Source organism: Paenibacillus sp. LX16, from assembly GCF_036252815.1.
GTDB classification, from domain to species: Bacteria; Bacillota; Bacilli; order Paenibacillales; family Paenibacillaceae; genus Paenibacillus; species Paenibacillus polymyxa_B.
The window spans coordinates 4,821,830-4,847,598 of the sequence record NZ_CP141152.1 but is presented as its reverse complement, the minus strand read 5'-3'; the positions used below and the strand labels follow the sequence as shown (position 1 = coordinate 4,847,598).

Below are 25,769 nucleotides of genomic sequence, written 5' to 3'. Positions count from 1 at the left end.
CTGGAAAGTGAGAGGTCGTTGGATATGAAAGTAATTAAAGTTCTCAATACGAGTATTGTTCTTGCCAAACGTGAGGATCACAAAGAAATTATCGTGATGGGGAAAGGTATCGGCTTTAAAAGCAAACCTGGTGACTTCGTCGATGAGAACGAGATTGAAAAGATATATGTTCTTGAAAATGAAAGCATGTCTTCCGATCTGACAGCGCTAATGAAGGAAACGCCCAAAGAGTATTTGATTCTGGCAGACGAAATCATCTCTTATGCCAAAAATACACTATCCAGTCACTTGAATGAGCATTTATATGTATCCCTGACAGACCATCTGTATATGGCAACCAAACGATTTAAAGAAAATATGAAGATTCAGAATCGGATGTTGTGGGAGGTCAAAAAGTTTTATCCGGAAGAGTTCGGTATTGGCTTGTATGCGCTCACCTTGATTGAAAAGCGTATCGGTCTAGAACTGCCTGAAGAGGAAGCAGCGAATATCGCCTTTCATTTGGTTAATGCTCAACAGACCGATAACAATATGAACCAGGTTTTATTGATGACCAATACGGTCAAAGACATTTTGAACATCATTAAACTGCATTACCAAATCGAACTGGATACCCACAGCATCAACTATTCGCGTTTTCTAACGCACCTTCAATTTTTTGTTCAGAGATTACTCGAACATAAAATGTTGGATTCTCAAGATCCAGAATTAATGAGCCAAATTGTGAACAAGTACCCTGAAGAAGAGAAGTGTGCATTATCGATTCAACAATATATTGAAGCCAAATTCGAACTTTTGATCCCGGATGAAGAACTCATGTATCTGATCATTCACTTAAAACGAGTCATAAGCAGAAATTAAAGAGGAGGAGCTAGAGATGAAAGAAACGAAAAGAACATTTCCGAAAGGTTTTTTATGGGGAGGTGCGGTAGCCGCAAATCAGGTGGAGGGCGCCTGGAATGTCGATGGTAAAGGGATATCTACAGCAGATATGGCTATTTACAAAAAGAATGTGAGCAAAGCTGATTATAAAAAACACAATTCAATGACTGAGGAACATATCCAAAAGGCGATGCAGGACACGTCAGATCATGATTATCCCAAACGTCAGGGAATTGATTTTTATCACCGCTATCCCGAAGATTTAGCATTGTTTGGTGAAATGGGATTTAAAACGTTGCGAGTTTCTATTGCTTGGACGCGTATTTTTCCCAACGGAGATGAGGACAAGCCCAACGAGGCTGGACTACAATTTTATGATCGGCTGTTTGATGAAATGCATAAAAACGGGATAGAGCCACTTGTCACCCTGTCCCATTACGAAATGCCGATGTATCTTGTAAACCATTACGGGGGCTGGACCCAACGGAAAGTTGTAGATTTCTTTATCCATTTTTGTAAGACTGTATTTAAAAGATACCAAAATAAAGTAAAGTACTGGATCACTTTTAATGAAATAGATAGTATCGTGCGCCATCCGTTTACGAGCGGTGGTATTTTACCAGAGCGCTTTGAAAATGTAGAGCTAGCGGTTTATCAGGGTCTGCATCATCAATTTATAGCTAGTGCTCTGGCCGTAAAATACTGCCACGAAATCATTCCGGATTCTAAAATCGGTTGTATGTTAACCCGGCTAACGACGTATCCGCACACCTGTAATCCGCAGGATAATCTGGCAGCATTTAAAGATAATCAGTTCAACTATTTTTTCACGGATGTACAGGTTCGCGGAGCGTATCCCCATTATATGAAACGCTTCTTCCGTGAAAAGGAAATCGTGATTGAAAAGCTCGAGGGTGACGATGAAATTTTGAAAACACATCCGGTGGATTTTATTTCCTTTAGTTACTATATGTCGTTGGTTGCTAGTGCGGATAGTGAAGGCATGGAAAAAGTCAGTGGCAATACGATTGGCGGCGTTAAAAATCCTTATCTGGAAACGAGTGATTGGGGCTGGCAGGTTGACCCGGTCGGCTTGAGACTGTCTCTGAATGAGCTCTACAGCCGCTATGAAGTACCATTGTTCATTGTAGAAAATGGCTTGGGGGCATACGACAAGGTGGAGGAAGATGGTAGTATTCAGGATGATTATCGTATTGATTACTTCCGCGCACATTTTGAACAAATGCATGAAGCGATTCTAGACGGGGTTGAACTCATGGGTTACACCAGCTGGGGAGCGATCGACTTGGTCAGTTATTCCTCATCTGAAATGGAAAAAAGATACGGATTTATATATGTGGACAAAGACAATGACGGTAACGGGACACTTGAAAGAAAACGAAAAAAGAGCTTCTACTGGTATAAGGATGTTATCTCCAATAACGGGTTGTAAGAAGAAAATTTTCCAAAATCACGAGAAAAGTGGGCGTACAGGAACCTAAGTGTTCCCGTACGCTTTTTCTTCTTATAAAGACACGCGTACTCGCCCGAGAAAAGGAGCTGTTGCTGCATAGGCGGCACCTAGCATCGTCGAACGGCTGCCAAGCGTGGAGAAACGAATCTGTAGTTGCCGACGGTGATAGGGCAGGGCACGTTCGTCAATCACATCACGCATGCTTTGCTCCAACCAAGGTCTGGCTTCCGCCAGTGGACCGCCGATGATAAGCATTCCGGGGTTGAGGCTGTTCACAATGTTGGTAATACCCACACCCAAATATCGCCCAATATCATCAAGGACGCTTAATGTACTTGCTTCACCTTGCTGAGCAAACGGCAGTAATTCCGCTGTATTATGTGCAGGTAGTTTCAATGTGGATGCTACATACGCCTTCTCTGAAGCATAGAGCTCCCAGCAGCCGCGACTACCGCAGGAGCAGAGTCGTCCGTTCCAATCAATGGTCATATGACCCGTCTCTCCGGCGTAGCCCCAAGCTCCTTGATACGGTTTGCCATCAATGATAATCCCCGCCCCGATACCGGACCCTGCACTGATGTAGACCAGATCCCGCACCTGCTGTCGGTGATCGCCGTCCATACCATAGTACAACTCGCCCTGTGCGCCGACGTTAGCTTCGTTATCCACTACGACGGGCAGACCTAGCTCGGCCTCAAGCTGCTGCCGCAGCGGAACCTTTTCCCAGCCCAGATTGGGTGCGAACAAAACGCTTCCGGTTTCATCCACCATACCCGGCACCCCCAGCCCAATGCCGACAATACCGTGAGGGGAGGGAGGAGTCGCTTGCATGAGCTCCTGAACGAGCTTTCGAATCTGTTCCATAACAAAGGCGGAATCATGCTGATTTAGGGAAAGGGTAAGCTCAGTTTCAATGGTACCTGACAGATCAGTTAGAGCGCCCTTGATGTACTGTACGCTCACCTCAATACCGAGTACAAAGCCTGCACGGCTGTTGAATAGCAGCATTAAAGGCTTACGCCCGCCGCTGGATTCTCCTAATCCCGTCTCATACACAAGTCCATCAGTGATGAGCTCTGCCACTAGATTGGAAACGGTGGCCTTGTTTAATCCAGTTTGACTGGATAACTGTGCCCGGGATAGCGGAGCATGAAGGCGAATACGCTCCAGCACAATGGATTTATTCAGCTTTTTGACAAGCGCCTGATCGCCAGTGACATTCATGGTTAATTCACTTCCTGTTGGTGTAATTCCTGATATTATATCATAAAAACAAACTTAGTTTAAGCAATAGACAAAGTCTTTTGGCTGTGCTAGAATCATTTTTGTAAACGTTTACTATAAAGGAGGAACTTATAATGGCTTATTTCGAACAGGTATCTAAAATTAACTTTGAGGGCAAGCAATCCGACAATCCTTTTGCGTTCAAATTTTATAATCCACAGGAAATTGTAGCGGGAAAAACGATGGAAGAGCATTTGCGTTTTAGCATGGCCTATTGGCATACACTGGTTGCAGGCGGCTCCGATCCTTTTGGTGTAGAAACAGCGGAACGTCCATGGTCCAAGTTTACCGGGCTGGATTTGGCGAAGGCCCGTGTGGAGGCTGCCTTTGAGCTACTGGATAAGCTGAATTTACCTTATTTTGCTTTCCACGATGTGGATATTGCACCAGAAGGTGCGTCATTGAAGGAATTTTACAGCAATCTGGATACCATCGTGGACCTGATTGAGGAACATATGAAAGCTACGGGGAAAAAACTGCTGTGGAACACGGCGAACATGTTTAGCCATCCACGGTATTTGCATGGAGCTGCCTCGACTTGCAATGCAGATGTATACGCCCACGCAGCTGCTCAGATTAAAAAAGGATTGGAAGTTGGCAAACGTCTGGGCGCAGATAACTATGTTTTCTGGGGAGGCCGTGAAGGCTATGAAACACTGCTGAACACGGATTTGAAGCTGGAGCAGGACAATTTGGGACGTATGTTCCATATGGCCGTAGACTATGCGCGTGAAATTGGCTTTGACGCTCAGTTCCTGATTGAGCCAAAACCGAAAGAGCCAACTAAGCATCAGTATGATTTTGATGCCGCGACGACGATTGCCTTCCTGCAAAAATATGATCTGGATCAGCATTTCAAGCTTAATCTGGAAGCTAATCATGCAACTTTGGCGGGTCATACTTTTGATCATGAAGTACGTGTAGCACGGATTAACGGCATGCTGGGATCACTGGATGCAAATCAGGGAGATTTGCTGCTGGGCTGGGATACGGATGAATTCCCGGTTGATCTGTATGATGCCACACTAACCATGTATGAAGTGCTGCAAAATGAAGGCTTGGGCCGTGGCGGTATCAACTTTGATGCCAAGGTGCGTAGAGCATCATTTGAGCCGGAAGACTTGTTCCTTGCACACATCGCAGGTATGGATACGTATGCGAAGGGACTGAAGGTAGCCGCTAAACTGATCGAGGATCGTGTGTTTGAAGACTTTATTGAGAAGCGCTACAGCAGCTTTAAAGAAGGTATTGGAGCTGACATCGTATCCGGAAAAGCAACGCTTGCTTCTCTGGCTGAATATGCTTTAGCGAACGAAACACCACGTAAAAACGTATCCGGTCGTCAGGAATATCTGAAAGCAACATTAAATCAATACATTTTGGCTGACTAATGTCAGAACTTATATATGTGAGGATTTTGCAAAAATCCCATAAGCGACTTCCAATGAACAAGATATAGATCGAAATGGTTTAGTTCGTCTATATCTTGCACTTCGGAGCGACTGGAATCGAATTTTGCAAAATCCTGATGAAACAACGGCTGTACGATAACAAGGAAGGAGGAACTCCAATGCAGGAGAAGCTAAATCAGGAGCAGGAGCGCTATGTCATCGGCGTAGATCTGGGTACCAGCGCGGTCAAAACGGTATTGGTTAACCGCAAGGGACAGGTGGCTTATGAAACCTCTCAGTCTTATCCGCTTCATCAGCCAAAGGCAGGCTATAGCGAGCAGCATCCTGAGGACTGGGTCAGTGGCACGTTAGCATCACTGAAACAGCTTGTGGAGAAGGCTGGAATCGGCGGCACAGATGCCGTGGACGGTATTAGCTTTTCGGGACAGATGCACGGGCTTGTGCTGACTGACAAGGAAGGCCAAGTGCTTCGTCCGGCTATTCTGTGGAATGACACGCGTACAACAGCACAATGCCGTCGTATTGAAGAAAAGCTCGGATCGAAGCTGCTGAACATCGCACGTAATCGCGCGCTGGAAGGCTTCACGCTACCCAAGCTGCTGTGGGTGCAGGAGCATGAGCCAGACGTGCTGGCCCGTGCGGCACATTTTATGCTGCCCAAGGATTATGTGCGCTACTGTCTGACAGGAGAGCTGGCGACGGAGTACTCGGATGCGGCGGGCACGCTGCTGCTGGATATTGCCAACAAGCAGTGGAGTGAAGAGATCGCTGCCGCGTTTGATCTACCGTTGTCACTGTTCCCGCCGCTGGTGGAATCCTTTGATCAGACGGGTACGCTACTGCCGGAGATTGCGGAGCAGAGCGGGCTTTCGCCTGAAACGAAGGTCTTTGCAGGTGGTGCGGACAACGCATGTGGCGCGATTGGCGCTGGCATTTTGAGCGAAGGCCGCACTCTGTGCAGCATTGGCACCTCAGGGGTTGTACTTTCCTATGAGGAACGCAAGGATATTGATGTGCAGGGGCGGGCGCATTTTTTTAATCATAGTGAGCAGAATGCTTATTATATTATGGGGGTTACGCTCGCGGCCGGATACAGCTTGACCTGGTTTAAGGATACCTTTGCACCAGAGCATTCTTTTGATGCACTGTTGTCAGATGTGAACTCTGTTGAGCCGGGCAGCCAAGGGCTGCTGTTCACGCCTTATATCGTCGGCGAACGTACACCTCATCCGGATGCAACCATTCGAGGCAGCTTTATCGGGATGGATGCGGGGCATAAGCTTGTGCATTTTACACGAGCGGTGCTGGAAGGAATAACGTTTTCGCTCAAGGAATCCATTGATATTCTCAGAGGAACGGGCAAAACGGTGAATGAGGTAATCTCCATCGGCGGCGGTGCGCGTAATGAGGCATGGCTGCAAATGCAGGCAGATATTTTTAACGCGGATATCATCAAGCTGGAAAGCGAGCAGGGACCTGCCTTGGGGGCGGCCATGCTGGCTGCTTATGGTAGTGGCTGGTTTGAATCTCTGCAAGCGTGTGCTGAAGCTTTTCTGCGTGAAGCAGCGAGATATTCGCCGAACCCGGAGCGTGTAGCACGGTATGAAGGCCTATACGAGCTGTACCGTGAAGTTTACTTGCACACACGAGAGCTAAGTGAGCATTTGGCAGTATATCGCTGAATACGGTGAGCTTTGAGCGTAAATAAGAAGCGGCTTCGGGTGTAAGAAACCCTCGAAGCCGCTTTTTTCATGTAATGATAAGTTGAAATTAAATACTTTTCTTGATTTTCGCATGATCTTCATTCATAGAACTCCCGGCACAACCCGGACATGACTTGCTCGACGAACACCCCGCACAGGCGCCTTGACGGCTTTTTCGCAAAAATCGTACCAGCACCCACGCACTATAACCGAGGATCGCCAATAAAATGATGATATTGATCATGGAATCCACTTCCTTTTATTTACTGTAAGGTCAGACTTAAATCCAACCTAATAATCTGCCACATTGATAGATTAAGACGGCGATGATATATGCGACGGTCAAAGGATAGATCACAGAAAATGCGGTCCAACGCCACGAAAGGGTTTCTTTACGAATGACTGCTACCGTAGCCAGACACGGCACATACAACAGAATGAACACCATAAAGCTAAAAGAGGCAAGCGGTGTAAAGGCCTGTCTGACTTGTAGTTCCAGTCCCTGCATATCAGGAACGTGGTAAATGATATTCATCGTTGATACGATAACCTCCTTGGCCATAAAGCCCGTGAGCAGGGAAGCGCCTGCTTGCCAGGTACCGAAACCAAGAGGGGCCAGTATGGGCGCAAACCATCCTCCAACGGAGGCGAGCAGGCTGTCATCCATTTTTGCCCCGAAGCCCTGTGGACCGAAATTGGACAAGAGCCAGATGCCAACGGAGCCTGCAAGAATAATGGTTCCGGCTTTACGGACAAAGCCTTTGACCTTCTCCCATGTGCTGCGGAATAGCGTAAGAGCCTGTGGCACTCGATAGGGAGGAAGTTCCACGATGAAGAGAGAGGGTTCACCCGACAAAATGGATACTTTGGAAAAAATTTTGGCAAGTATAAGCGAAACGACGATTCCTAACACATACATCAGCATGATGATGCTTGCCGCATGTGTTGGAAAAAACACACCCGCAAACAACGCATATACCGGCAGGCGGGCTGAACATGACATAAAGGGCACCAGCAACGTGGTAATGAGACGTTCTCTGGGCTGTTCAATGGTGCGTGCTGCCATAATCGCAGGGACATTGCACCCAAATCCGATGATGAAGGGAATGAAGCTTTTCCCGTTCAAGCCTACGGCTTGCATCAGGCGATCCATGAGTATCGTGACCCGTGCCATATACCCGGAGTCTTCGATCACTGAAATTATCAGAAATAAAATAGCAATTTGAGGCAGAAAAACAAGCACACCCCCGACTCCAGCCACGATGCCATCCACGACTAGACTTTGCGTAAAAGCGGACGCGTTCAAGTGAACGAGTAACTCAGAAATCCAAGTGCTGAGTGTCCCTGAAAAAAATCCATCCAGCATATCTGAAAGGATCGTACCCGCCCAATCAAAGGTGAACTTGAAGGTAGCGTACATCAGCAGCAAAAAGATCGGAATCCCCAGATACCGGTGAGTTAATAGTGCATCCAGCCTATCCGTCAGGCTGTGCGGTCTGAGCTTGGAGGTGTCGAGTGCCTTGGTGCACAGATCAGCAATCCATGCTGTTCGTACAGAACGAATATGCTGAGCAGGGGTGATGGCATGGCCTTCAGCGAGAAGTTCTTTCTCGCAACGGTGGATGCGTGCAGTTACTTGTTCACGCTGTACCTCATTCGTCATCCATTCCATGACGACAGGATTGCCTTCCAGACATTGCAGTGCGGCCCATCGAAGCTGCGGTACAGATGCATTCGGCAGCAAGTTGCAAATATCGGTAATAGCAGCTTCAACGGCAGGGCCGTAGTCCAGTTGAAAAGCATTGGATGTACGTCTTACCTCCCGAAGAGAAGCGAGCATTTGCTTACTTCCACTGCCTGTACGCGCCACCATAGGAATGATGGGAACGTTCAATTGATCAGCTAACAATTCCTTGTTTACACGAAGACCCGTGGCATCAGCTACGTCAGTCATGTTTAAGCCAAGTACAAGCGGACGGCCATACTCCAGTAGTTGTACGGTCAGATAGAGATTACGCTGGAGCTGGGAGGCATCCACAATGTTGATCAGGGCCGTAGGAGGTTCTTCCAGCAAATATCGAGTTGCGACACCTTCATCCAGCGAAAGAGGGAGCAAAGAGTAGGCGCCCGGCAAATCCACCAATACGGCAGACTTGTCACGCAGGATTCCTGTTTTCTTTTCCACTGTGACGCCGGACCAGTTTCCTACTTCTGCATACGTACGAGTCAGCTTGTTGAATAATGAGGTTTTTCCTGTGTTGGGATTACCGAATAGAGCGATCATGTCCATGTTGGAACAACCTCCAGTTGCTTCACCTGATTTTGGCGAAGGCCGACCAGTTGGCCGTTGCATTCAATGACAATAGGACCGCCCAATAAACTGATTTTTTTTAACCGTATGATGGAACCTTCGTTAATGCCCATGTCTGTTAAACGGCGGCGCAATGAGGGATGAAGAGGGGCGAGAGATTGCAAACGCACAGTCTGACCCAGTGGTGTACGAAGGAGTGAGATACATTCTGGCATGGTGCTCAGCCTTTCTGATCTAGAATGAGAATCAATATCATTTACTTCCGATGCCAGTACCATATCATGAGGAAACCTAGATTGCTGTGATAAAACTCTCTACGAACGACAAAACTGCTCGTTGTCCCATCTGTTATCTAGCCGAATATGATGTCACAACCTGTCTTGAACTGCGCCCTTACTTGTCTGCAACCGACAAAACTAGAGCGTTTGGAGCAACTGTTTTTATGGTAAGATATAGCTGTTTACAACTATGCTAAGAAGGGCAGGAACGCTCTGTATGAACAGAAAAATCGGGGTTAGGCTTGTAAAATGTCTGGTTGCGGGTGCAGCGCTGGCTGTGTTGCTGCCGCAGGCTGTGGAGTGGGGCAGCAATGTGTATGCGACGTCGGTTAAGCCGGCTCCATCCGTATCATCGCAGCAGCTTCAGAACAAGCTTTTACAGGCAATGGCTACGCGGAGTGAAACGCTGACCTTTACATATCAAGGGCGAGTGAACGGTCTCAAGCAGCAATTACAGACGGCCATCCAACAGGCCATGGAGAGCGATCCGTATGTGAATTATACGATCAAAAGCTATGCATTCAGCTATACAGGCACAACGACCTCCGCTCAGGTTACGATTCGTTTAAGCTACCGGGAGACGAAGGAACAGACAGCATATGTGGATAGCACAGTTAAAACGGTGCTGGGGGATATTATTACGAAGGGAATGACGGATCATGAGAAGGTAAAGGCCATTCATGATTGGATCGTCGTTCGCCTGAAGTATGATGAAACACAGCAAAAGTACACAGCCTATGATGGCCTGAAAACGGGAAGCACGGTCTGTCAGGGTTATTCACTGCTGGCCTATAAAATGCTGGAACGTGCAGGCATTACGAACCGGATTGTGGAAGGAAGAGCAGGAGGCCAGCTGCATGCATGGAATCTTGTTTTATTAGATGGTCGATGGTATCACATGGATACGACATGGGATGATCCAACCCCGGATCGCGCGAACGAGGTAAGCACTTCATATTATCTTCTGACGGATACCGAAATGCGGCGGGATCACTCATGGGTTAAGCCGTATCCTCAGGCGAATACATCGTATCGGGAAACCTTATCAGCACTAGTATCTGCCGGAGGATCAAAGGCTGCTGTGTATCAAAAACTGTACAATACCCTCGAATATCCGCTGCAAGACGGCAAGGGTCTGGTTAAATCATCTGCCGACATTAAGGAACAGGTACGTAAGATTGCAAATAAGGGAGGGACGACACTTACCTTCGCCTATCAGGGAACGGAGCGAAGTCTCAAGGAGGATTTACAATCCTTATATCAACTCGGTTTGAAATCCATTTCCTATCAGATTACGGATCTAGGAAGTACCGGTAATCTTCGTGTAACCCTGAAATGGACCTAATCATCTTGTTGTAAAAAGCTACATTAACAAAGGAGTATTTTATTTATATGCACAAGCGTTCCTTTACCTATTTGCTTGGCACGCAGACCATGTCTAATGCGGCCGACATTCTTTACATTATGGCACTTGTGTCTCTGGTTTTTCATGAAACGGACTCCATCTTCTCTTCGGTGCTCGTTCCGTTGCTGCGAATGGGAGCACAGATGATCAGCGGCTTTTTAGCACCGCTCATTTTGGCCCGATTCCAGCTTCCTTTTATTTTATTCGTTTCTCAGTTCGGACAACTGGTTTTCTTCGCTATTCTGCTGGGCCACTTGTGGTCAGCGGGCACGGAGCCGATATGGGTGATTGTGTTTACGTTGGTGGCAGCCATGTCCTTTCTGGACGGCTGGACCACGCCTGCACGTAATGCGCTGATTCCCCGCCTTGCGTCCGAGGAAGGACTCATGCGGGCAAACAGTCTGGTATCGGTCAGCGATCAGACGGTGCAATTAGCGGGGTGGGGGCTTAGTGGTGTGCTCGTAGCCATGCTAGGCTCGGAAAAAACACTGCTGGTGGCTGGCGGATTGTATATGGTAGCAATGATCTTCACCAGCTTGATTCGAGATCCACTAGAGGGCAAAGTCCATTATTTACTGCAACCTGGAACAAGGGTGCGAGGTGGAGATGTTTCGGTTTTCGAAGCTGGTACTGAGCCCGGGCAAGGGCATCATGACATGCCTCCTATGCATTTGGAAGATACGCTGCTTGGCCATGAGTCAGAGAGCCCCGAATTACCTCCCAAACGTAAAAAGGAGATACTGCGTGAAGGCTGGAGCCTCATCGGAGCCAGTCGCAGACTGAAAGCTCTTATTTTTATGGATATGATTGATCTTCTAGGGGGTTCGGTTTGGGTAGGCGCGTTCACGCTTGCTTTCGCTCAGCAGGTTTTGCACAAGAGCGAGGCATGGTGGGGATACATCAATGCAGCGTATTTTGCAGGAGCGATTGGCGGTGGCATCGTTGTCCTCGCCTGCGTCAAGCATTTGCAGCGCAGACTGCTGCCCGCCATGTTGGCGGGGATGGCAGGCTACGGGCTGCTGACAGCATGGTATGCACTGAACACATTACCGCCGCTGACGCTGCTCATCGTGTTGTTGATGGGACTACCTGCGGAAATGTCCGTCGTATCCCGCCGCACGATGATGCAAATGAGTGTGTCTGTACATGATTTGCCCAAGGTGCTGTCTGCCCAGGCCACACTGACTAGTTTGACCTTTTGTATTTCGCTTCTGTTAATGGGCTGGATTGCAGATCATCTGGGCATCGTTAATTTGTACTTATTTTCTGCAGTGCTGACGCTGATTGCTGTTATATACGGTATTTTTAGTCGTCGTGCCTTATCCATGTCTTTGTCAGCTTCATTGGAACCTTCCTCCAAATAAACAGAAAAAGCCCGTCTCCGGGCATATACAGGTGAAAATGCGGATAAACGGTCTTGGACCAGGTTTACCAGCGTTTTTTCCCTGAGATGTGGAGACGGGCTTTTTTTACTGTTTTCTATTATTTATCCGAAGAAGCATCTGGACTCAAATCACATTCTTTTAACGGAACGATTTTAGTACGTTTGATCCATTTGTAGCCGAGCCACAGCAGAAGGAACAGCGGCACACTCATATACGTAGCGATCATCGTTTTCCAGTCAATCTCCTGTCCGGTGAAGGCATCCGCCCCTTGCCCGATAATGACAATGATACACAGAGCGAAGGCGAACAACGGCCCAAACGGGAACCAGCGTGCTTTGTATGGAAGCTCACTTAGACTGTGGCCCTGTGCAGTAAAGGCACGGCGGAAACGATAATGGCTGACTGCAATCCCGACCCACGTAATAAATCCGCACATTCCAGAAGCATTCAGCAGCCAGTTATAGACTACACCGTCTCCATACAGAGAGGCGAGAAAGGCTAGCATACCGACAGCAGTCGTGATCAGCAGCGCGTTCATAGGAATGCCACGTCTATTGATACGTCCGAGGAAGCGTGGGGCTTTACCTTCCCGTGCCAAAGCGTACAGCACCCGAGTTGCCGCGTACATACCCGAGTTACCTGCCGACAATACAGAGGTCAAAATAACAGCGTTCATAACAGAAGCAGCAATCGCAAGCCCTGCTTTTTCAAATACGAGCGTGAACGGGCTGACCCCGATGTCACTGATATCTCCCCGCAGCAAATTTGGATTGGTGTACGGAATGATCAATCCAATCACGAGAATCGCCAGAATATAAAAGAACAGGATGCGCCAAAAGATTTGACGGATGGCGCGTGGCACATTTTCACGCGGATTTTCGCTCTCTCCAGCGGCTACCCCAATCAGCTCCGTTCCCTGAAAGGAAAAGCCCGCTGCCATGAATACGCCTAATACAGCAAAGAATCCGCCATGGAACGGGGCGTCTCCTACTGTGAAGTTGGCAAAGCCAACCGCAGGACCACCCATAATGCCGAAGATCATCAGCACACCTACGGTCAAAAAGATGACCACGGTCACAATTTTAATCATGGCGAACCAGTATTCAGACTCACCGTAGCCTTTGACGGTCAACGCGTTGAGCGCGAAGATTACGGCTAGGAATAACAGACTCCACCAGGCAGAGTGGCTTTCCGGGAACCAATATTTGATGAGCACGGTCGCTGCTGCCAATTCGGCAGCAATCGTCACCGCCCAGTTGTACCAGAAGTTCCAGCCCATGGCGAAACCGAAAGCCGGATCGACGAAGCGGCCTGCATAGGTGTTAAAAGAGCCGGATTCAGGCATAAATGTAGCCAACTCACCAAGGCTGGTCATAAGGAAGTAGACCATGAGGCCAACTGCTGCATAAGCCAGCAGCGCACCGCCGGGTCCAGCTTCGGCAACCGCGCCTCCACTGGCGAGGAACAGGCCCGTACCGATAGAGCCGCCGAGGGCGATCATCGTCATATGGCGGGCTTTGAGACTTTTACGCAAGGTTGCGTCAGGTGTTGCTTTGTGTTGCACGTTCAAACACTCCTTCATGAAATTGTATTTCATGTCAGGGCAAGAGCCAGAAGGAGGGGGAGTATATAAATCAAAAAACCGCAGGGAATACGCCTGCGGTTTTGTCTATGCATTCCGCACCATACCTTCTTCTATAACAAGATAGCTCAACACACGTGTCTGTGTTAGGACAGCGTGTGACAGTTCTGCTCCTTTCGGTTAGCAGCCCCAGCATTCGGAGTATTTACAAAGAGTCAGCTCCGCATACTTCGGCGGGTGTACCTTTCCACTGGAATCTCAGACGGCTCTTATCGTCTCCTCCGGTGTACTGATTACATCCGCGACCTCTACCTCATCATAAAACAGGGTTGATGAGGTGTATGACATGATATTTTATTGTATAGCGAACTACAGTATATCGTACCTGTACATCTTCTGACAATCGACAATTTTTTGAAAATCACTCGTAGAATCTTAAATTAAGAGTTCCGCTTGGCCATCTGCTGCCAAACTGTGCCCGCGGCTTGTTCGCCTGATTCGATGCGTTCCAGCGCCATTTTAGCCTGCAGACTAACCTCGAATTCGGGATCATCGACAGCCTTCTCCAGCGCATCACGTGCATCCTCGGTTCCAACCTCGTATAAAAAACGTGCCGCCCGCCAGCGCACCAACTTGCTGCTATCCGACAGGGCTCCGATCATTGCGCTGGTAGCGACCGGGTCGCCGATGTCCGACAACGTGTCGCCTGCGGTGCGGCGTACTGCCGCCGAAGGATCGCGCAGCGCCTCGGCTAGCAGATCCATCGCCTCCGGTGAGCGAATATCGCCCAGATAGACGACGCCCAGCCGCCGCAGCTGCATTTTGTCGTCATGCAGCGCTTGCCGGATAAGCGGCAAATGCTCAGGCGTCGGCTCCAGCCGATCCAGCGCAGCGTAGCGTGTGCGCCAATCCTCGTGCTGCAGGGCCTTCTCCAGCTCGGCATCGCTCCATTCGCGGCGTTCCTCTACGAATTCGCTGTTGTTTGCGCCGTGGGCAATCGCCTGTTGGATAATCTGCTCCAGCCGATCCTGTGGAAAGGCTGCCTCCAATTCCTGCTCGACCTCGCGTGCAATGTCCGGCAGTTCACCGTAGCGGACGCCGTAATCACTCAGCTTGCGTTCCTTGATCAGCGTTGCACTCGCTACACGGGTAACGGCCTGCACAAAGCGGTCGGACAAGGAAATTCGTTCCTCCTGCTGCCCCGCCTTGACTCGGATTTGCATAGGAATGCCGCGAAAAAATTGCACAAAGACCTGTGCTTCGCCAAATGCTTCTCCAGAGGTTTCCTCTGGCAAATCCCAATTGGCGTCAGCGCCTTCCTCGCCTAGCCGATCCCGGACTTGACCCAGAATGGTGGACCAATCTGCATTCCCTTTGCGGTCAAGGGCTACGAAGTCGGTCGTGTGAAACACACTTTTGACCCCTTCAATGCCTAGCATGCGCCGGATAAATGGGGGAGCGGAACGCTCATTGTCCCGTGTATATGTTCTGCGGATACCCGCTTCCAGTCGCTCATCCAGATGCAGCATCATGGTGTTCGGACTGGGAGTTGGCTCGATAGATGTTATTTTCATAGCTCAGTACAGCCTCCTGTTCAAAAGTTCTCCATATATATCTTATCTGTATTGTAACTCATTCTGCGAATCTCTCCAAAGAGAAGTTGGCGTTTCCGAGGAAAACGCAATGACATATCTCACACTAATTCGGGTAAACATGTCTGATGAATATGGAGTTTTTTTTAATAAAAACAGGATGCTATATAAGCCGAACTCGGAAAATTAACATGAAAACGGAGTAGGCGGAATGGTGCTGTACAAGCGTAGCGGTCGCTTTTGTCCCCGGATTTTCACCCTAATCATAGGCTTTATTCTAGAAATCCGGGGGCGGTGGCGATGGGAAGTACCATCCGGCTGCGCAGTGGCACTATAGGTAGCCTTTAAGTTCGGTTTATAGTTTGATGCTGTACTATGCATTCCGCTTCAACGAATCATTCTGCTTCTGACGGATCAGGAGAGAGGCGATAAAGCCTACAGACAGAACAGTTGCCAGCATCATAAATGTAGTTGTCTGATTACTGCCATTTCCCATCAAACGAATGGAAAGCGTAGGGGCTAGACTCGTACCGGCAAACAGGACGAAGGTATACAGTGAGACGGCTATAGCCCTTGCTGCACCCCCGAGCTGGCCGACGATTGCTATAAGTGAAGGGACACTCAGGGCAATGCCGCTGACAAAACATACACTCAATACTACGATAGCTATCAGAGAATGCGTCATTCCCATTAGTGCCAAGCTGAGGATAGCAAGAATAAGGGCTGTACGTAATATAATATGCACACCGAATTTCTGGCCCAGCTTTCCGGCGAATGGTGAAAGGAGCATGCCGATGATACCAGCGGATCTGACATAAAGCATCTGTCGGCTATTCAGGCCAAATTCAGGGCCGCTAAGATAGCTACCCAAAACCGTATACATGCTCACAAAGGACATCAGGAGAACAAAAGCGACCGTGTAGGCTAACCATAAAGGATACGAGCGCAGGACGGTTCCTAATTGACTGAAAGCTGCCCAAATGCGAACACCTCGTTGAGGGGAAGGGGTTTTAGGTAGGAAAAAAAGGACGATTAGGAAGGTAATTGCATACAAAACGCCTAGCATCCGAAATACCGTATTCCATCCCATTTGTTCGCTGATGACAATACTAAATACCTGTCCAGCAATACCCGCTACTAGAAAACCGGTGCTGATAAAGCCGATAGCTGTTACCCGTTTTTCGGCCGGAAACATATCGACGGCGTATGCGAGAGCAACGGGGGAAAAGGTGGCTGCAGCCAAACCTTGAAGCAAGCGCAGTATAACCAATACAGAATACTGACTGGTTAAACTGATGGACAAAGAAATAATCGTTAGTGCGAGCAGTCCGGTGACGATAACTTGCTTTCGTCCAAAGCGGTCAGACAATCCACCATAAACAAGACATCCTGCCGCAAAGCCTAAGGAAAAGATACTGCCCGGCAGGGCTGCTTCAGCAAGCGTTTTTCCAAATACTTTAGCAAAGAAAGGGAGCAAAGGGATCGTCACATACAGGCTGGACATGACGACAACCGCTGACCAACATAGGATTACAGTCATCCATGCATAGGGGAGAGCAACATTTCCTTTCTGTATAACGGTATGACGGGTTCGTAATTTACTCATCAATTAAACACTCCTTAATCATAAAGTAAGCAACTTGTTAATACAAACAATTGAATATATTAGATAACCTAATTATATGTTTAAAAAAATTTATCTACCCACCCCCAGTCTGCCTTCCATATGATGATGGATTTTCTCTATAATCTGCGAAAAAACGACCTGCTCCTCAGGCTCCAAAATACTCGCTAGGGAAGCACAGGAAGACCAAAAAACAGGGAGCACCTGCTGCACAAGATGAGAACCCGCTTCTGTAATGCGTACATGAATTTTGCGTCGATCTGTAGAATTATGTTCTCTGATAATCCATCCTCGTTGCTCTGTCCAATCCAGGAGGGATGTTACAGATGCACGTCGGATGCCTAGGCGGTCGGCAATCATAGAGGGGCTCATCTGAGCCTGGGATTGGTGCAATGTCAATAGCAACAATAAATCTAGCTTACTCTCTGTCAGTCCGTAAGCGGCTAGATCCAAATCTACCGCGTCGAGCACATTATCACCTGTCCATAGCAGGAAGAGACCAATACGGGCAAGTTGTCGATCCGTTCCTGCAAGGGCAGTTTGATCCATTAACTCCAGATAAGGTTCTGGCCCCAGACGAGGAAGAGACTGCTGGGCGGTGTCCCGCTTACTTTGTTTTGGTGGCATACAGTCACTCTTTTCATATAATTAGGTTATCTAACTATATATCAATATAGCGTATTGAAATGCATAAAACAATATCTAAAAAGAAATACTGCTACATTCAATGCAGAAGCAGGGTTAAAACTCGACAGAATGAACCAAACTGTGAATAGGTTACCAAAATGCGCCAATAGATAAGTGAAGGAGGCGTTCCTATGTTCCGCAAGCAGGAAAGAACGCTCATTATTGTATGTATAGTAATTGCGGCCATTATGCTTTATGCCGTAATTAAAAGCATAGCTCGCTTGACTCCTTAGTTGGTAATCCAGAGTGATCCGCGATGTTTAAAATGTGAAATGAAGGAGTGAAACCCATTTGTCTTCACTGGACCCTGTATTACTAAGCCGGATGCTGACCGGAATTACCCTGTTTGTTCATATCGTATTTGCATCTATCGGCGTCGGCGTACCCTTAATGATTGCACTAGCAGAATGGCGCGGGCTGCGAACTGGTGATCCGCATTATACACTGCTGGCCCGACGGTGGGCGCGAGGGTTTGTCATTACCGTTGCCGTGGGTGTCGTTACAGGCACCTCCATTGGTCTGCAGCTCAGCTTGCTTTGGCCCACCTTTATGAGGGTGGCTGGACAAGCGATTGCGCTACCCCTGTTTTTGGAGACGTTTGCTTTTTTCATCGAAGCTATATTCCTGGGCATCTACTTGTATACCTGGGATCGGTTTAAAAGCAAATATTTTCACCTGATGCTGCTCATCCCGGTAGCGATTGCCTCATCTGCATCAGCAGTTTTTATTACGACTGTGAACTCGTTCATGAACCAACCTCAAGGCTTTACACTCAAAAATGGAGTCATGACAAATATTCATCCCATCGAGGCTATGCTAAATCCGGCTACGCCGACCAAAGTGTCCCATGTATTGGCTTCCTCGTATACATTGAGCGCTGGTGTGCTGATGGGGCTGGCTGCTTACAGCATGCTGCGAGGGCGTAATCACCCTTATTTCAAAAAGGCGCTGAAGCTGACTGCCACCTGTACCATTGTGTTTGCCATCAGTACCGTGATGATTGGAGACGCATCCGGTAAATTTCTGGCCAAATATCAGCCGGAGAAGCTGGCTGCCGCCGAATGGCATTTTGATACGATGACGCACGCCCCCTTTGTATATGGTGGCTTTATGGATGAAAACGGTGAAATCAAATATGCCTTGAAAGTGCCTTATGCACTTAGTGTGTTGGCTGGTAATTTGCCCAGTACGGAGGTTAAGGGATTAAATGACTATCCGGTGGAGGAGCGTCCGCCGCTGTCTATTCATTATATGTTTGACCTCAAAATCACCACAGGAGTGCTGATTCTCGTCATTCCACTGTTATATCTGATCCGCAAGCGTTTGCCAGGTCGCAAACCATACCCCAGATGGCTGCTGTTGGCGCTCATTCTGGTGGGGCCGATGGCGATGGTAGCTATTGAGCTCGGATGGATGTTTGCGGAGGTCGGTAGACAGCCGTGGATTTTACGCGGATATATGAAGGTCTCCGAAGCAGCAACCACTTCTACGAGTGTCGGGTGGATGCTGGTGTTGTTTGTTATTTTGTATCTGGTGTTGTGTTTCTCGGCCATTAAGGTACTCAGCAAGCTATTCCGCAATAAGGATGCGGTGGAAGAGATAAGGCAGCTGGGCCTGGAAGGGGCTGAAGGCAAGTGAGCTATGAAATTGTAGGTATCGCCATTTTGTGGACATTCCTGTTCGGATATTTGCTTGTGGCATCCATTGATTTTGGTGCAGGTTTTTTCAGCTTTTACAGTGTGTTAACAGGCCACCAGAACAAAATCCACAATATTATTCAACGGTATCTATCCCCGGTGTGGGAGGTAACAAACGTATTTCTCATCTTTTTTGTGGTGGGATTAAACGGGTTCTTCCCGGATGCGGCATATTACTATGGTACGGCGTTACTCGTTCCCGGCAGTATTGCGATTGTGCTTCTTGCCATCCGAGGAGTGTATTATGCATACAATACGTATGGGCATTCCGGTAAAAATAATATCGTTTATATGGCGTTATACGGTGCGACAGGGTTGCTGATTCCGGCGGCACTGTCGACGGTCCTCGCTATATCGGAAGGCGGCATTATTGTGGAGAACAGTACAGGTGTGCACCTGCAATGGGGACAGCTATTAAGTAATCCCTATACGTGGGCGGTTATTTTTCTGGCGTTGGTAAGCGTACTGTATATCTCGGCGATGTTTTTGGCCTATTATGCCAAAAGGGCAGGAGACAAGGTCGCTTTTGAAATCGTACGAGGATATGCACTGCTTTGGAGCGGTCCAACGATTGTTGCGAGTCTACTCGCATTTTTTCAGATTAACAAACAAAATCCAGATCATTTTACCAATATGCTGAACATAGCCTGGATGTTTGTCGCATCCTTCATATGCTTTGCGGGAGCAGTTTATCTGGTATGGCAGCGGCGGCATCTAGGGGTTTCATTCATATTGGTGATGCTGCAATTTGCATTTGCCTGGTATGGCTACGGCCGCTCGCATCTCCCGTATGTTCTGTATCCCTACATTAATGTCTACGACAGCTTTACAAATTCTACGATGGCGTATGCGTTGATTACGGCGTTTGTTGCGGGTCTGCTGGTGCTGATCCCTTCGCTGATTCTGATATTAAGACTGTTCCTATTCGATGCAAAATATGTGCGAGGAGAAGCAGGGAAGAAAGGATGAGTTCAATGGCTGCTTTCGAGCATTTTACGATTATGTATGAGTCGCCTATTATTATAGTGGTGGCGATTGTGTTTCTGTTTATTTATTCGGCACGCTTTAAAAATCCACAGGACTGACAGCAACATGTGGAACAGGCCTTCCTGATTGATCCGGGAGGGTCTGTTTTTGCTGTATTATCGCAGAATTTCCTTTACAGCCGTGATTGAATTATACTTTACATATATCAGGATGTTGCATCATTTTATGTTCACACTCGAGTGACAATATATAGTTAAATTGAACCGCTGCGTTTTTTGGAGAACGGGTTCATCAGGGAGGGAGTTACATCATGCCCAAAGTGCGTTTTAACAATATGGATCATATAAATACCGATAAAACAATCAAGCAATTCAGACAATGGCGGCAAGAGCGACGCAGCAAAATAAAGGATTATACGTTCGTTGTGCCAAACCATCCCCCGGAACTGGAATTTCTGCATAGCAATCGGGAGATGGCGACAGCCACCTGGGTGGGACACTCCACCTTTTTTATCCAGTATCTTGGGCTGAATATCGTCACCGATCCAGTATGGGCAGAGCGTATGGCTTTTGATAAAAGGTTGGCTCCGCCTGGCATTCGTATTCAGGATGTACCACCACTGGACATCATTCTGCTGTCTCATTCACATTATGATCATTTACATTTAGAATCGTTGCGGAAATTATATCGTGCAGATACGCTGATGCTCGTACCTTCGGGGTTAAAGGCGAAAATGATCCGCAAAGGTTTTCGAAACTGTCATGAGCTGCAATGGTGGGAGCATTTTACGGTAGGAGGGGTACGCTTCACATTTGTTCCAGCCCAGCATTGGACACGACGCACGCCGTTTGATACCAATACTTCGCATTGGGGTGGATACGTTCTGCAAAGTGAACAGCAGGTGATTGGCTCTGCCACGTCCGTCACGGAATCCAATCCTCATTCTAGTGCAGACTCAGAGGATGCACCAACGTTGTATTTTGTGGGAGACACCGGATATTTTCGTGGGTTTAAGGAGATTGGCGAGCGATTTGCCATTGATCTGACCTTTATGCCGATTGGCGCGTATGAACCGGAATGGTTCATGACCTCGCAGCACGTGACACCGGAGGAGGCATTGCAAGGGTTTGTAGATTGCGGCGCAGATCAGATGATTCCGATGCACTACGGAGCCTTCAAGCTGGCGGATGATACGCCAAGAGAGGCGCTGGATCGTCTCGAAGCGGAGCGTGAGCGTATGGGTATTGCGAAGGAACGCATTCATGTTCTTGGGCACGGAGAGACGCTGAAAATTGGACGTCGCTGCTCAACTACAATTTGAGGAATTCGACATAATCCTTATAGAAAAAGCGACTCTGCGGACAATTGATGTTGTCTGCGGAGTCGCTTTTTTTGTTTTTGGGCTGTGATGCAGGATTAAACTGCTTCGGAATCACTTGCCAAAGAGGAATCGCTGTTGGCGATGGGATGACGAACGATTTTAACTTCATAGAACGTGATTTTATTTTCAATAATATAGTCCGGAATTTGACGATGGCTATGGGATTCGCGGAATGCTTCGCTTTTCGTCCAGCCTTGGAAGTTCTCTTTTTCTTTCCAGCGTGTACTGATTGTTACTTCCTCATAATCCTTCGTGTTTTCAGTCAGCAGTACTTCCAGACCGAGAAAGCCTTCCATTTTTTCAACTTTTCCTTCTTTGTTAAATCTTTCGATGAGTAAATGTGCATTGCCCGGTGTGATTTTAGATGTATTTGTAACGATAACCATATTAAATTCCTCCTGAATGATGTGGTATGGTCGGTATAATAACCGGATAGCCATCCTCAAATTTGATGGTAGCGTTCATTTCATAAATGTCGCGAAGAAAAGCAGACGTCAAAATCTCACGGGGTTCGCCGGCAACGGCGATTCGTCCCTTTTTAAGCGCAATCATATGATGACAATAGGCCGCAGCTTGCTGCAAATCATGCAGTACCATAACAATCGTCAAGCCGGACTCGTGATTGATACGCCGCAGCATATCCATAACTTCAAATTGGTGGGCGATATCCAGAAAAGTGGTCGGTTCATCGAGCAAAAGAATACCTGTCTGTTGGGCCAAGGCCATTGCAATTCGCGCTTTTTGTTGTTCACCTCCCGATAGAGTATGGAACATCCGATCTGCATAGGGCTGGATGCCCGTGATTTTCATGACATGGTCTACGATTTGCTGGTCCTGTCCGGTATGGCGTACTCTCAAGCTCTTGGCATGAGGAGATCTTCCGTAAGCGACCACCTCGCGGACCGTCAATAACGGCAGCATATCCTTCATTTGCGGCAGCATTGTAATCGTCTGGGCAAAATCACGCCGCTTGTACTCCTGAACGGGTTTGCCCAGCACGGAAACCTGACCCTGATCCTGCTTGAGCAACCGGGTCATAATCCGCAAAAGCGTGGACTTGCCTGAACCGTTTGGTCCGACGATCGCGGTGAGCTGACCAGCGGGCAAAGTGATATTCACATCGTCCAGCTGGAAATACCCACGTTGTAAGGAGATATGCTCACCCTGAATGGCTGTCATCCGAAATTCCCCCGTTTCTTGAGCAGGATTAAGAAGAACGGTGCCCCGATGACGGCCAGCAAAATACCTACAGGCAGTTCAATCGGGTCAAACCAGGATCGCGCCACCGTATCTGCGAGAACAACCAGCGTTCCGCCGCCCACAATGGAAAGGGGAAGGAGGAAACGATAATCTTCACCGATCAGCAGCCGTATGACGTGGGGAACAACCAGCCCTACAAAGCCGATTAGCCCGGCTACACTGACCGCTGTACCGGCGAGCAGGGCAGACAGCAGGATAATGAGCATACGTTGAAGCTCTACTCGCTGACCAAGCAGCTGTGCTGAATCGTCGCCCAGCAGCAGTAAATTAGCAGGTTTAATTGCAAAGAAAGAGGCGATTAATCCAATGATGGCGTAAGGCGCCATAAACTCTAGATGATGCCAGCTTCTTCCGTTTAATCCGCCGGATAGCCAAGGAAGAACGGCCTGTACGCGGTCGCTGTACATGACCATTACGCCGTTAGTGAGTGCGCCCAGCAGCGCGTTGATCGCAACGCCAGCGAGCACAATTTTGACAGGCGATGCCCCTCGGTCCCAAGCCAGCAGATAAATGACGATTGCGCTCAGAAAGGCTCCCAAAAAGGCGGTTATCGGAAGAAGGTAGCTGAGCTGTGGAAGCATCACCATCGTAATGACGGCGGCAAGTCCACCTCCAGCCGATACACCAATAATGCCAGGGTCAGCCAATGGATTTTTCATCACACCTTGAAGAAGTGCTCCGGAAGCTGCAAGACAAGCTCCCACCAGTAAACCTACTAATACTCTAGGTAGCCGGAGATCCATCAGGATCGTGCGATATGTAGATTCATCATGATGTAGCAAAACATGATAGATTTCTTGAAGTGGAATCGACACCGAACCGTAGGCCAGACCGTACACAGAGACGGCCAGCATTAGAATCGGAAGGGTAATCCAGGCGATGGTGCGTCTTCTGGCGCGCTGTAGTTTGTTCATCTCCATCGCCTATTTCGCCGGATACAGCTTTTGATGCATCAAATCCAGCGCTTTAGTGACACGTGTGCCCGGATTCGTACCGAACAGATCTGAAGGTAAAACCTCGACCTGATTGTTTTTGACTGCTCGGATTCCGTTCCAAGCTGCATTTTCCTGCATTTCTTTTATAAATGCGGCTTTAACATCTTCCGTATTGCCATGGGTCATGATGAAGATGTAGTCAGGGTCAGCCTGTACGATGCGTTCTGTGTTCAGCTGCGCATATTGCGGGAAATTTTGCAGGCCCGGAAAATCAGAGGCGATGTTAGAGCCACCCGCAGCTTCCAGAATGTTTCCACTTAGTGAATTTGGCAGTGCCGCCATATACGTAGCCGGGGCTCCGTAGACCAGCAACACCTTCGGTTTGGAGGCAGAAGCGGTTTCCTTTTGCAGCTTAGCTACTTGTTGGTCAATTTGCTGATTCAGCTTCACTGCCTGAGCCTGCTTTTGCAGTAATTGTCCGAACAGCGTAATTTGCGACTGAATATCGTGAACTGAATTGGCTCCCGTCAGCAGCAGCTGTGAACCGACTCCTTCAATGGCTGGAATGTCTTTTTCATTCATAGGATAATTGCCTAGCACGACATCCGGTTTGAGCATCGTAATTTTCTCCAGATCAACTTCATGTGTGGAGCCTACTTGCTGAACGTTCTCAGCACCAGCTACGACGGCTGGTCCATTGGAGTTGGGCCTGCCTACGGCAGTTCCGCCCAATGCGTATATAATATCCAGATCGCCATTGCTGAGCGCAATGATATGTTGAGGAACCTTTTGAAACGCCAACGTCCGTTTTGAGAAATCAGTAACTTGAATCGCCGCACCGCTTGTTGTGCCAGAAGTGGCAGATACGGATGCACTGGTTGGTTTGTGATCTGCGGTCGAGGCACCATTACTACATCCGGTAACTGCCAATAGAAGCGCTGCGGACGACCACAACACATAAGATTTCATGTTATTCCTCCTGCAATTTTCAAGTTAAACAATAATGATAATCATTTTCATTTATGTATAAGAGAATGATAATGAATATCACTGAGGAATGTCAATTGAAAAAAAGAAAATTTTTAAATAAATTTTGAACTAAAAATAAAAGGGCTATATTCGAATTATAGAAGAAGGAACTACAAATTTTTCTTAAAAAATAGCATATATCAAGGGATTATGTACATGCAAATACATATTGACATTTTCGAAAAGTGTAAGATATATTGGTGATGGGTTTACTTTATTTTGCGAAATTCTGGAATAGAAAGGTGGGAAGATACGGCTCAAAAAGAGCTATTTTTTTTAAATTATCAATTGAGAATGATAATCAATTACTTATATTCTCGTGGGGAGGGACTGCTGTCAAAATGAAGAAGGGGTATTCTGCAATTATTGCTGTGTTTCTGCTGGTGAGTGTGCTGAGCTTTTGGCCAACCTCGTCATCTGTAGTAGCCGCTGCGGCTTCTCCAAAATTGGCGGATGGTACATACACGCTCAAATACAATATCCTCAAGGCAGAAAATGATTCGGTGTCCATGGCTAATGATTATTTTGAAAAACCAGCTAAGTTGTATGTAAAAAAAGGTCAAATGACCATGCAAATTAAGCTGAATCATAGCGAATGGACAACCGGGTTTAAAGTAGATTACAAAGGCAAAATCATCGATACCAAGGTCATCCATAAGGATGCCAAAACCGATACCCGCACCGTACAATTTCCAATTACGAGTGTGAACAGCCCGCTAATCTCTAAAATTCATGTTACTGTCCCTGCGTATAACTACGATCATGATTATACGATCCGCTTCGCTTTTGATTCCAAAAGCCTCAAAAAAATAGCAGCCGTCCAGTCAGCGAAATCAACTAAATCTTCCAAGAAGTAAATTC

The 25,769-nt window shown here is 47.7% G+C and carries 23 protein-coding genes and 1 riboswitch; of the genes, 11 read left to right on the top strand and 12 right to left on the bottom strand.

Annotated elements, in window-relative coordinates; genetic code table 11:
- Positions 1 to 24 precede the first annotated feature (24 nt).
- Positions 25 to 861, top strand: coding sequence for a BglG family transcription antiterminator LicT (gene licT / locus T3H97_RS21845; protein WP_272639114.1), 837 nt, complete (start codon positions 25 to 27; stop codon positions 859 to 861).
- A 16-nt stretch (positions 862 to 877) separates the two neighbouring features.
- Positions 878 to 2,335: a glycoside hydrolase family 1 protein gene (locus tag T3H97_RS21840; RefSeq protein WP_328800861.1), complete on the top strand. Its 1,458-nt coding sequence runs from the start codon at positions 878 to 880 to the stop codon at positions 2,333 to 2,335.
- A 72-nt stretch (positions 2,336 to 2,407) separates the two neighbouring features.
- Here the strand turns inward: T3H97_RS21840 and T3H97_RS21835 are convergent, their stop codons facing one another.
- Positions 2,408 to 3,580 carry an ROK family transcriptional regulator gene (locus T3H97_RS21835; protein WP_328800860.1) on the bottom strand — a complete coding sequence of 391 codons (1,173 nt, stop codon included), beginning with the start codon at positions 3,578 to 3,580 and terminating at the stop codon, positions 2,408 to 2,410.
- A 134-nt stretch (positions 3,581 to 3,714) separates the two neighbouring features.
- Here T3H97_RS21835 and xylA point away from each other — a divergent pair, with 134 nt between their 5' ends.
- Positions 3,715 to 5,031 carry a xylose isomerase gene (gene xylA / locus T3H97_RS21830; RefSeq protein ID WP_013311966.1) on the top strand — a complete coding sequence of 439 codons (1,317 nt, stop codon included), beginning with the start codon at positions 3,715 to 3,717 and terminating at the stop codon, positions 5,029 to 5,031.
- A gap of 179 nt (positions 5,032 to 5,210) precedes the next feature.
- Positions 5,211 to 6,734 (top strand): xylulokinase, encoded by a 1,524-nt coding sequence (gene xylB, locus T3H97_RS21825; protein ID WP_328800859.1) that lies wholly within the window; start codon positions 5,211 to 5,213, stop codon positions 6,732 to 6,734.
- Positions 6,735 to 6,822: 88 nt separating this feature from the next.
- Here xylB and T3H97_RS21820 read toward each other — a convergent pair whose 3' ends face one another.
- From T3H97_RS21820 to T3H97_RS21810, 3 genes are read right to left on the bottom strand one after another with little or no spacing between them, the layout of a single operon-like run.
- Positions 6,823 to 6,999 carry a FeoB-associated Cys-rich membrane protein gene (locus T3H97_RS21820; protein WP_071558244.1) on the bottom strand — a complete coding sequence of 59 codons (177 nt, stop codon included), beginning with the start codon at positions 6,997 to 6,999 and terminating at the stop codon, positions 6,823 to 6,825.
- Positions 7,000 to 7,035: 36 nt separating this feature from the next.
- Positions 7,036 to 9,045 (bottom strand): ferrous iron transport protein B, encoded by a 2,010-nt coding sequence (feoB, locus tag T3H97_RS21815; RefSeq protein ID WP_328800858.1) that lies wholly within the window; start codon positions 9,043 to 9,045, stop codon positions 7,036 to 7,038.
- Positions 9,036 to 9,281 (bottom strand): FeoA family protein, encoded by a 246-nt coding sequence (locus T3H97_RS21810; protein WP_016820309.1) that lies wholly within the window; start codon positions 9,279 to 9,281, stop codon positions 9,036 to 9,038. The genes feoB and T3H97_RS21810 overlap by 10 nt, the downstream gene beginning before the upstream one ends.
- A gap of 280 nt (positions 9,282 to 9,561) precedes the next feature.
- Here T3H97_RS21810 and T3H97_RS21805 point away from each other — a divergent pair, with 280 nt between their 5' ends.
- A complete protein-coding gene (locus tag T3H97_RS21805) occupies positions 9,562 to 10,689 on the top strand; it encodes a transglutaminase domain-containing protein (RefSeq protein ID WP_328800857.1) in 1,128 nt (375 codons plus the stop codon).
- 47 nt (positions 10,690 to 10,736) lie between these two features.
- On the top strand, positions 10,737 to 12,113 hold the full coding sequence (locus T3H97_RS21800) for an MFS transporter (protein WP_328800856.1): 1,377 nt from the start codon (positions 10,737 to 10,739) through the stop codon (positions 12,111 to 12,113).
- A 118-nt stretch (positions 12,114 to 12,231) separates the two neighbouring features.
- Here T3H97_RS21800 and T3H97_RS21795 read toward each other — a convergent pair whose 3' ends face one another.
- The 4 genes from T3H97_RS21795 to T3H97_RS21780 all read right to left on the bottom strand — a co-directional run bounded on the left by T3H97_RS21795 (position 12,232) and on the right by T3H97_RS21780 (position 17,559).
- Positions 12,232 to 13,698, bottom strand: coding sequence for an amino acid permease (locus tag T3H97_RS21795; RefSeq protein WP_069290395.1), 1,467 nt, complete (start codon positions 13,696 to 13,698; stop codon positions 12,232 to 12,234).
- 134 nt (positions 13,699 to 13,832) lie between these two features.
- Positions 13,833 to 14,035: riboswitch (Lysine riboswitch) on the bottom strand.
- A 121-nt stretch (positions 14,036 to 14,156) separates the two neighbouring features.
- Complete coding sequence (locus T3H97_RS21790) at positions 14,157 to 15,290, bottom strand: virulence factor (protein WP_103050324.1); 1,134 nt, start codon at positions 15,288 to 15,290, stop codon at positions 14,157 to 14,159.
- Positions 15,291 to 15,681: 391 nt separating this feature from the next.
- Positions 15,682 to 16,914 carry an MFS transporter gene (locus T3H97_RS21785; protein ID WP_328800855.1) on the bottom strand — a complete coding sequence of 411 codons (1,233 nt, stop codon included), beginning with the start codon at positions 16,912 to 16,914 and terminating at the stop codon, positions 15,682 to 15,684.
- 90 nt (positions 16,915 to 17,004) lie between these two features.
- The gene (locus T3H97_RS21780) at positions 17,005 to 17,559 is read right to left on the bottom strand and encodes a MarR family winged helix-turn-helix transcriptional regulator (protein ID WP_272639106.1); all 555 of its coding nucleotides are present in this window, start codon (positions 17,557 to 17,559) and stop codon (positions 17,005 to 17,007) included.
- 351 nt (positions 17,560 to 17,910) lie between these two features.
- Here T3H97_RS21780 and T3H97_RS21775 point away from each other — a divergent pair, with 351 nt between their 5' ends.
- The 4 genes from T3H97_RS21775 (at position 17,911) to T3H97_RS21765 (ending at position 21,624) form a co-directional block, all read left to right on the top strand.
- Positions 17,911 to 19,257: a cytochrome ubiquinol oxidase subunit I gene (locus T3H97_RS21775; protein WP_013373071.1), complete on the top strand. Its 1,347-nt coding sequence runs from the start codon at positions 17,911 to 17,913 to the stop codon at positions 19,255 to 19,257.
- Positions 19,254 to 20,285, top strand: a complete 1,032-nt coding sequence (locus tag T3H97_RS21770) for a cytochrome d ubiquinol oxidase subunit II (protein WP_328800854.1) — start codon at positions 19,254 to 19,256, stop codon at positions 20,283 to 20,285. Before T3H97_RS21775 ends, T3H97_RS21770 begins: the two co-directional genes overlap by 4 nt.
- A gap of 5 nt (positions 20,286 to 20,290) precedes the next feature.
- Positions 20,291 to 20,401: a cytochrome bd oxidase small subunit CydS family protein gene (gene cydS, locus T3H97_RS26475; RefSeq protein ID WP_007432143.1), complete on the top strand. Its 111-nt coding sequence runs from the start codon at positions 20,291 to 20,293 to the stop codon at positions 20,399 to 20,401.
- Positions 20,402 to 20,613: 212 nt separating this feature from the next.
- The gene (locus tag T3H97_RS21765; protein WP_328800853.1) at positions 20,614 to 21,624 is read left to right on the top strand and encodes an MBL fold metallo-hydrolase; all 1,011 of its coding nucleotides are present in this window, start codon (positions 20,614 to 20,616) and stop codon (positions 21,622 to 21,624) included.
- A 95-nt stretch (positions 21,625 to 21,719) separates the two neighbouring features.
- Here T3H97_RS21765 and isdG read toward each other — a convergent pair whose 3' ends face one another.
- Genes isdG through T3H97_RS21745 form a run of 4 tightly spaced genes read right to left on the bottom strand, consistent with a single transcriptional unit; the run spans position 21,720 to position 24,848 of the window.
- Entirely contained in the window at positions 21,720 to 22,070 is a 351-nt protein-coding gene (gene isdG / locus T3H97_RS21760) for a heme oxygenase (protein WP_061831483.1), read from the bottom strand.
- Position 22,071: 1 nt separating this feature from the next.
- Positions 22,072 to 22,863, bottom strand: a complete 792-nt coding sequence (locus T3H97_RS21755) for an ABC transporter ATP-binding protein (protein ID WP_190297962.1) — start codon at positions 22,861 to 22,863, stop codon at positions 22,072 to 22,074.
- Entirely contained in the window at positions 22,860 to 23,858 is a 999-nt protein-coding gene (locus T3H97_RS21750; protein WP_328800852.1) for a FecCD family ABC transporter permease, read from the bottom strand. The genes T3H97_RS21755 and T3H97_RS21750 overlap by 4 nt, the downstream gene beginning before the upstream one ends.
- A gap of 9 nt (positions 23,859 to 23,867) precedes the next feature.
- Positions 23,868 to 24,848, bottom strand: a complete 981-nt coding sequence (locus tag T3H97_RS21745) for an ABC transporter substrate-binding protein (protein WP_328800851.1) — start codon at positions 24,846 to 24,848, stop codon at positions 23,868 to 23,870.
- Between the two features lie 401 nt (positions 24,849 to 25,249).
- Here T3H97_RS21745 and isdC point away from each other — a divergent pair, with 401 nt between their 5' ends.
- Complete coding sequence (isdC, locus tag T3H97_RS21740) at positions 25,250 to 25,765, top strand: heme uptake protein IsdC (protein ID WP_061831479.1); 516 nt, start codon at positions 25,250 to 25,252, stop codon at positions 25,763 to 25,765.
- Positions 25,766 to 25,769 lie beyond the last annotated feature (4 nt).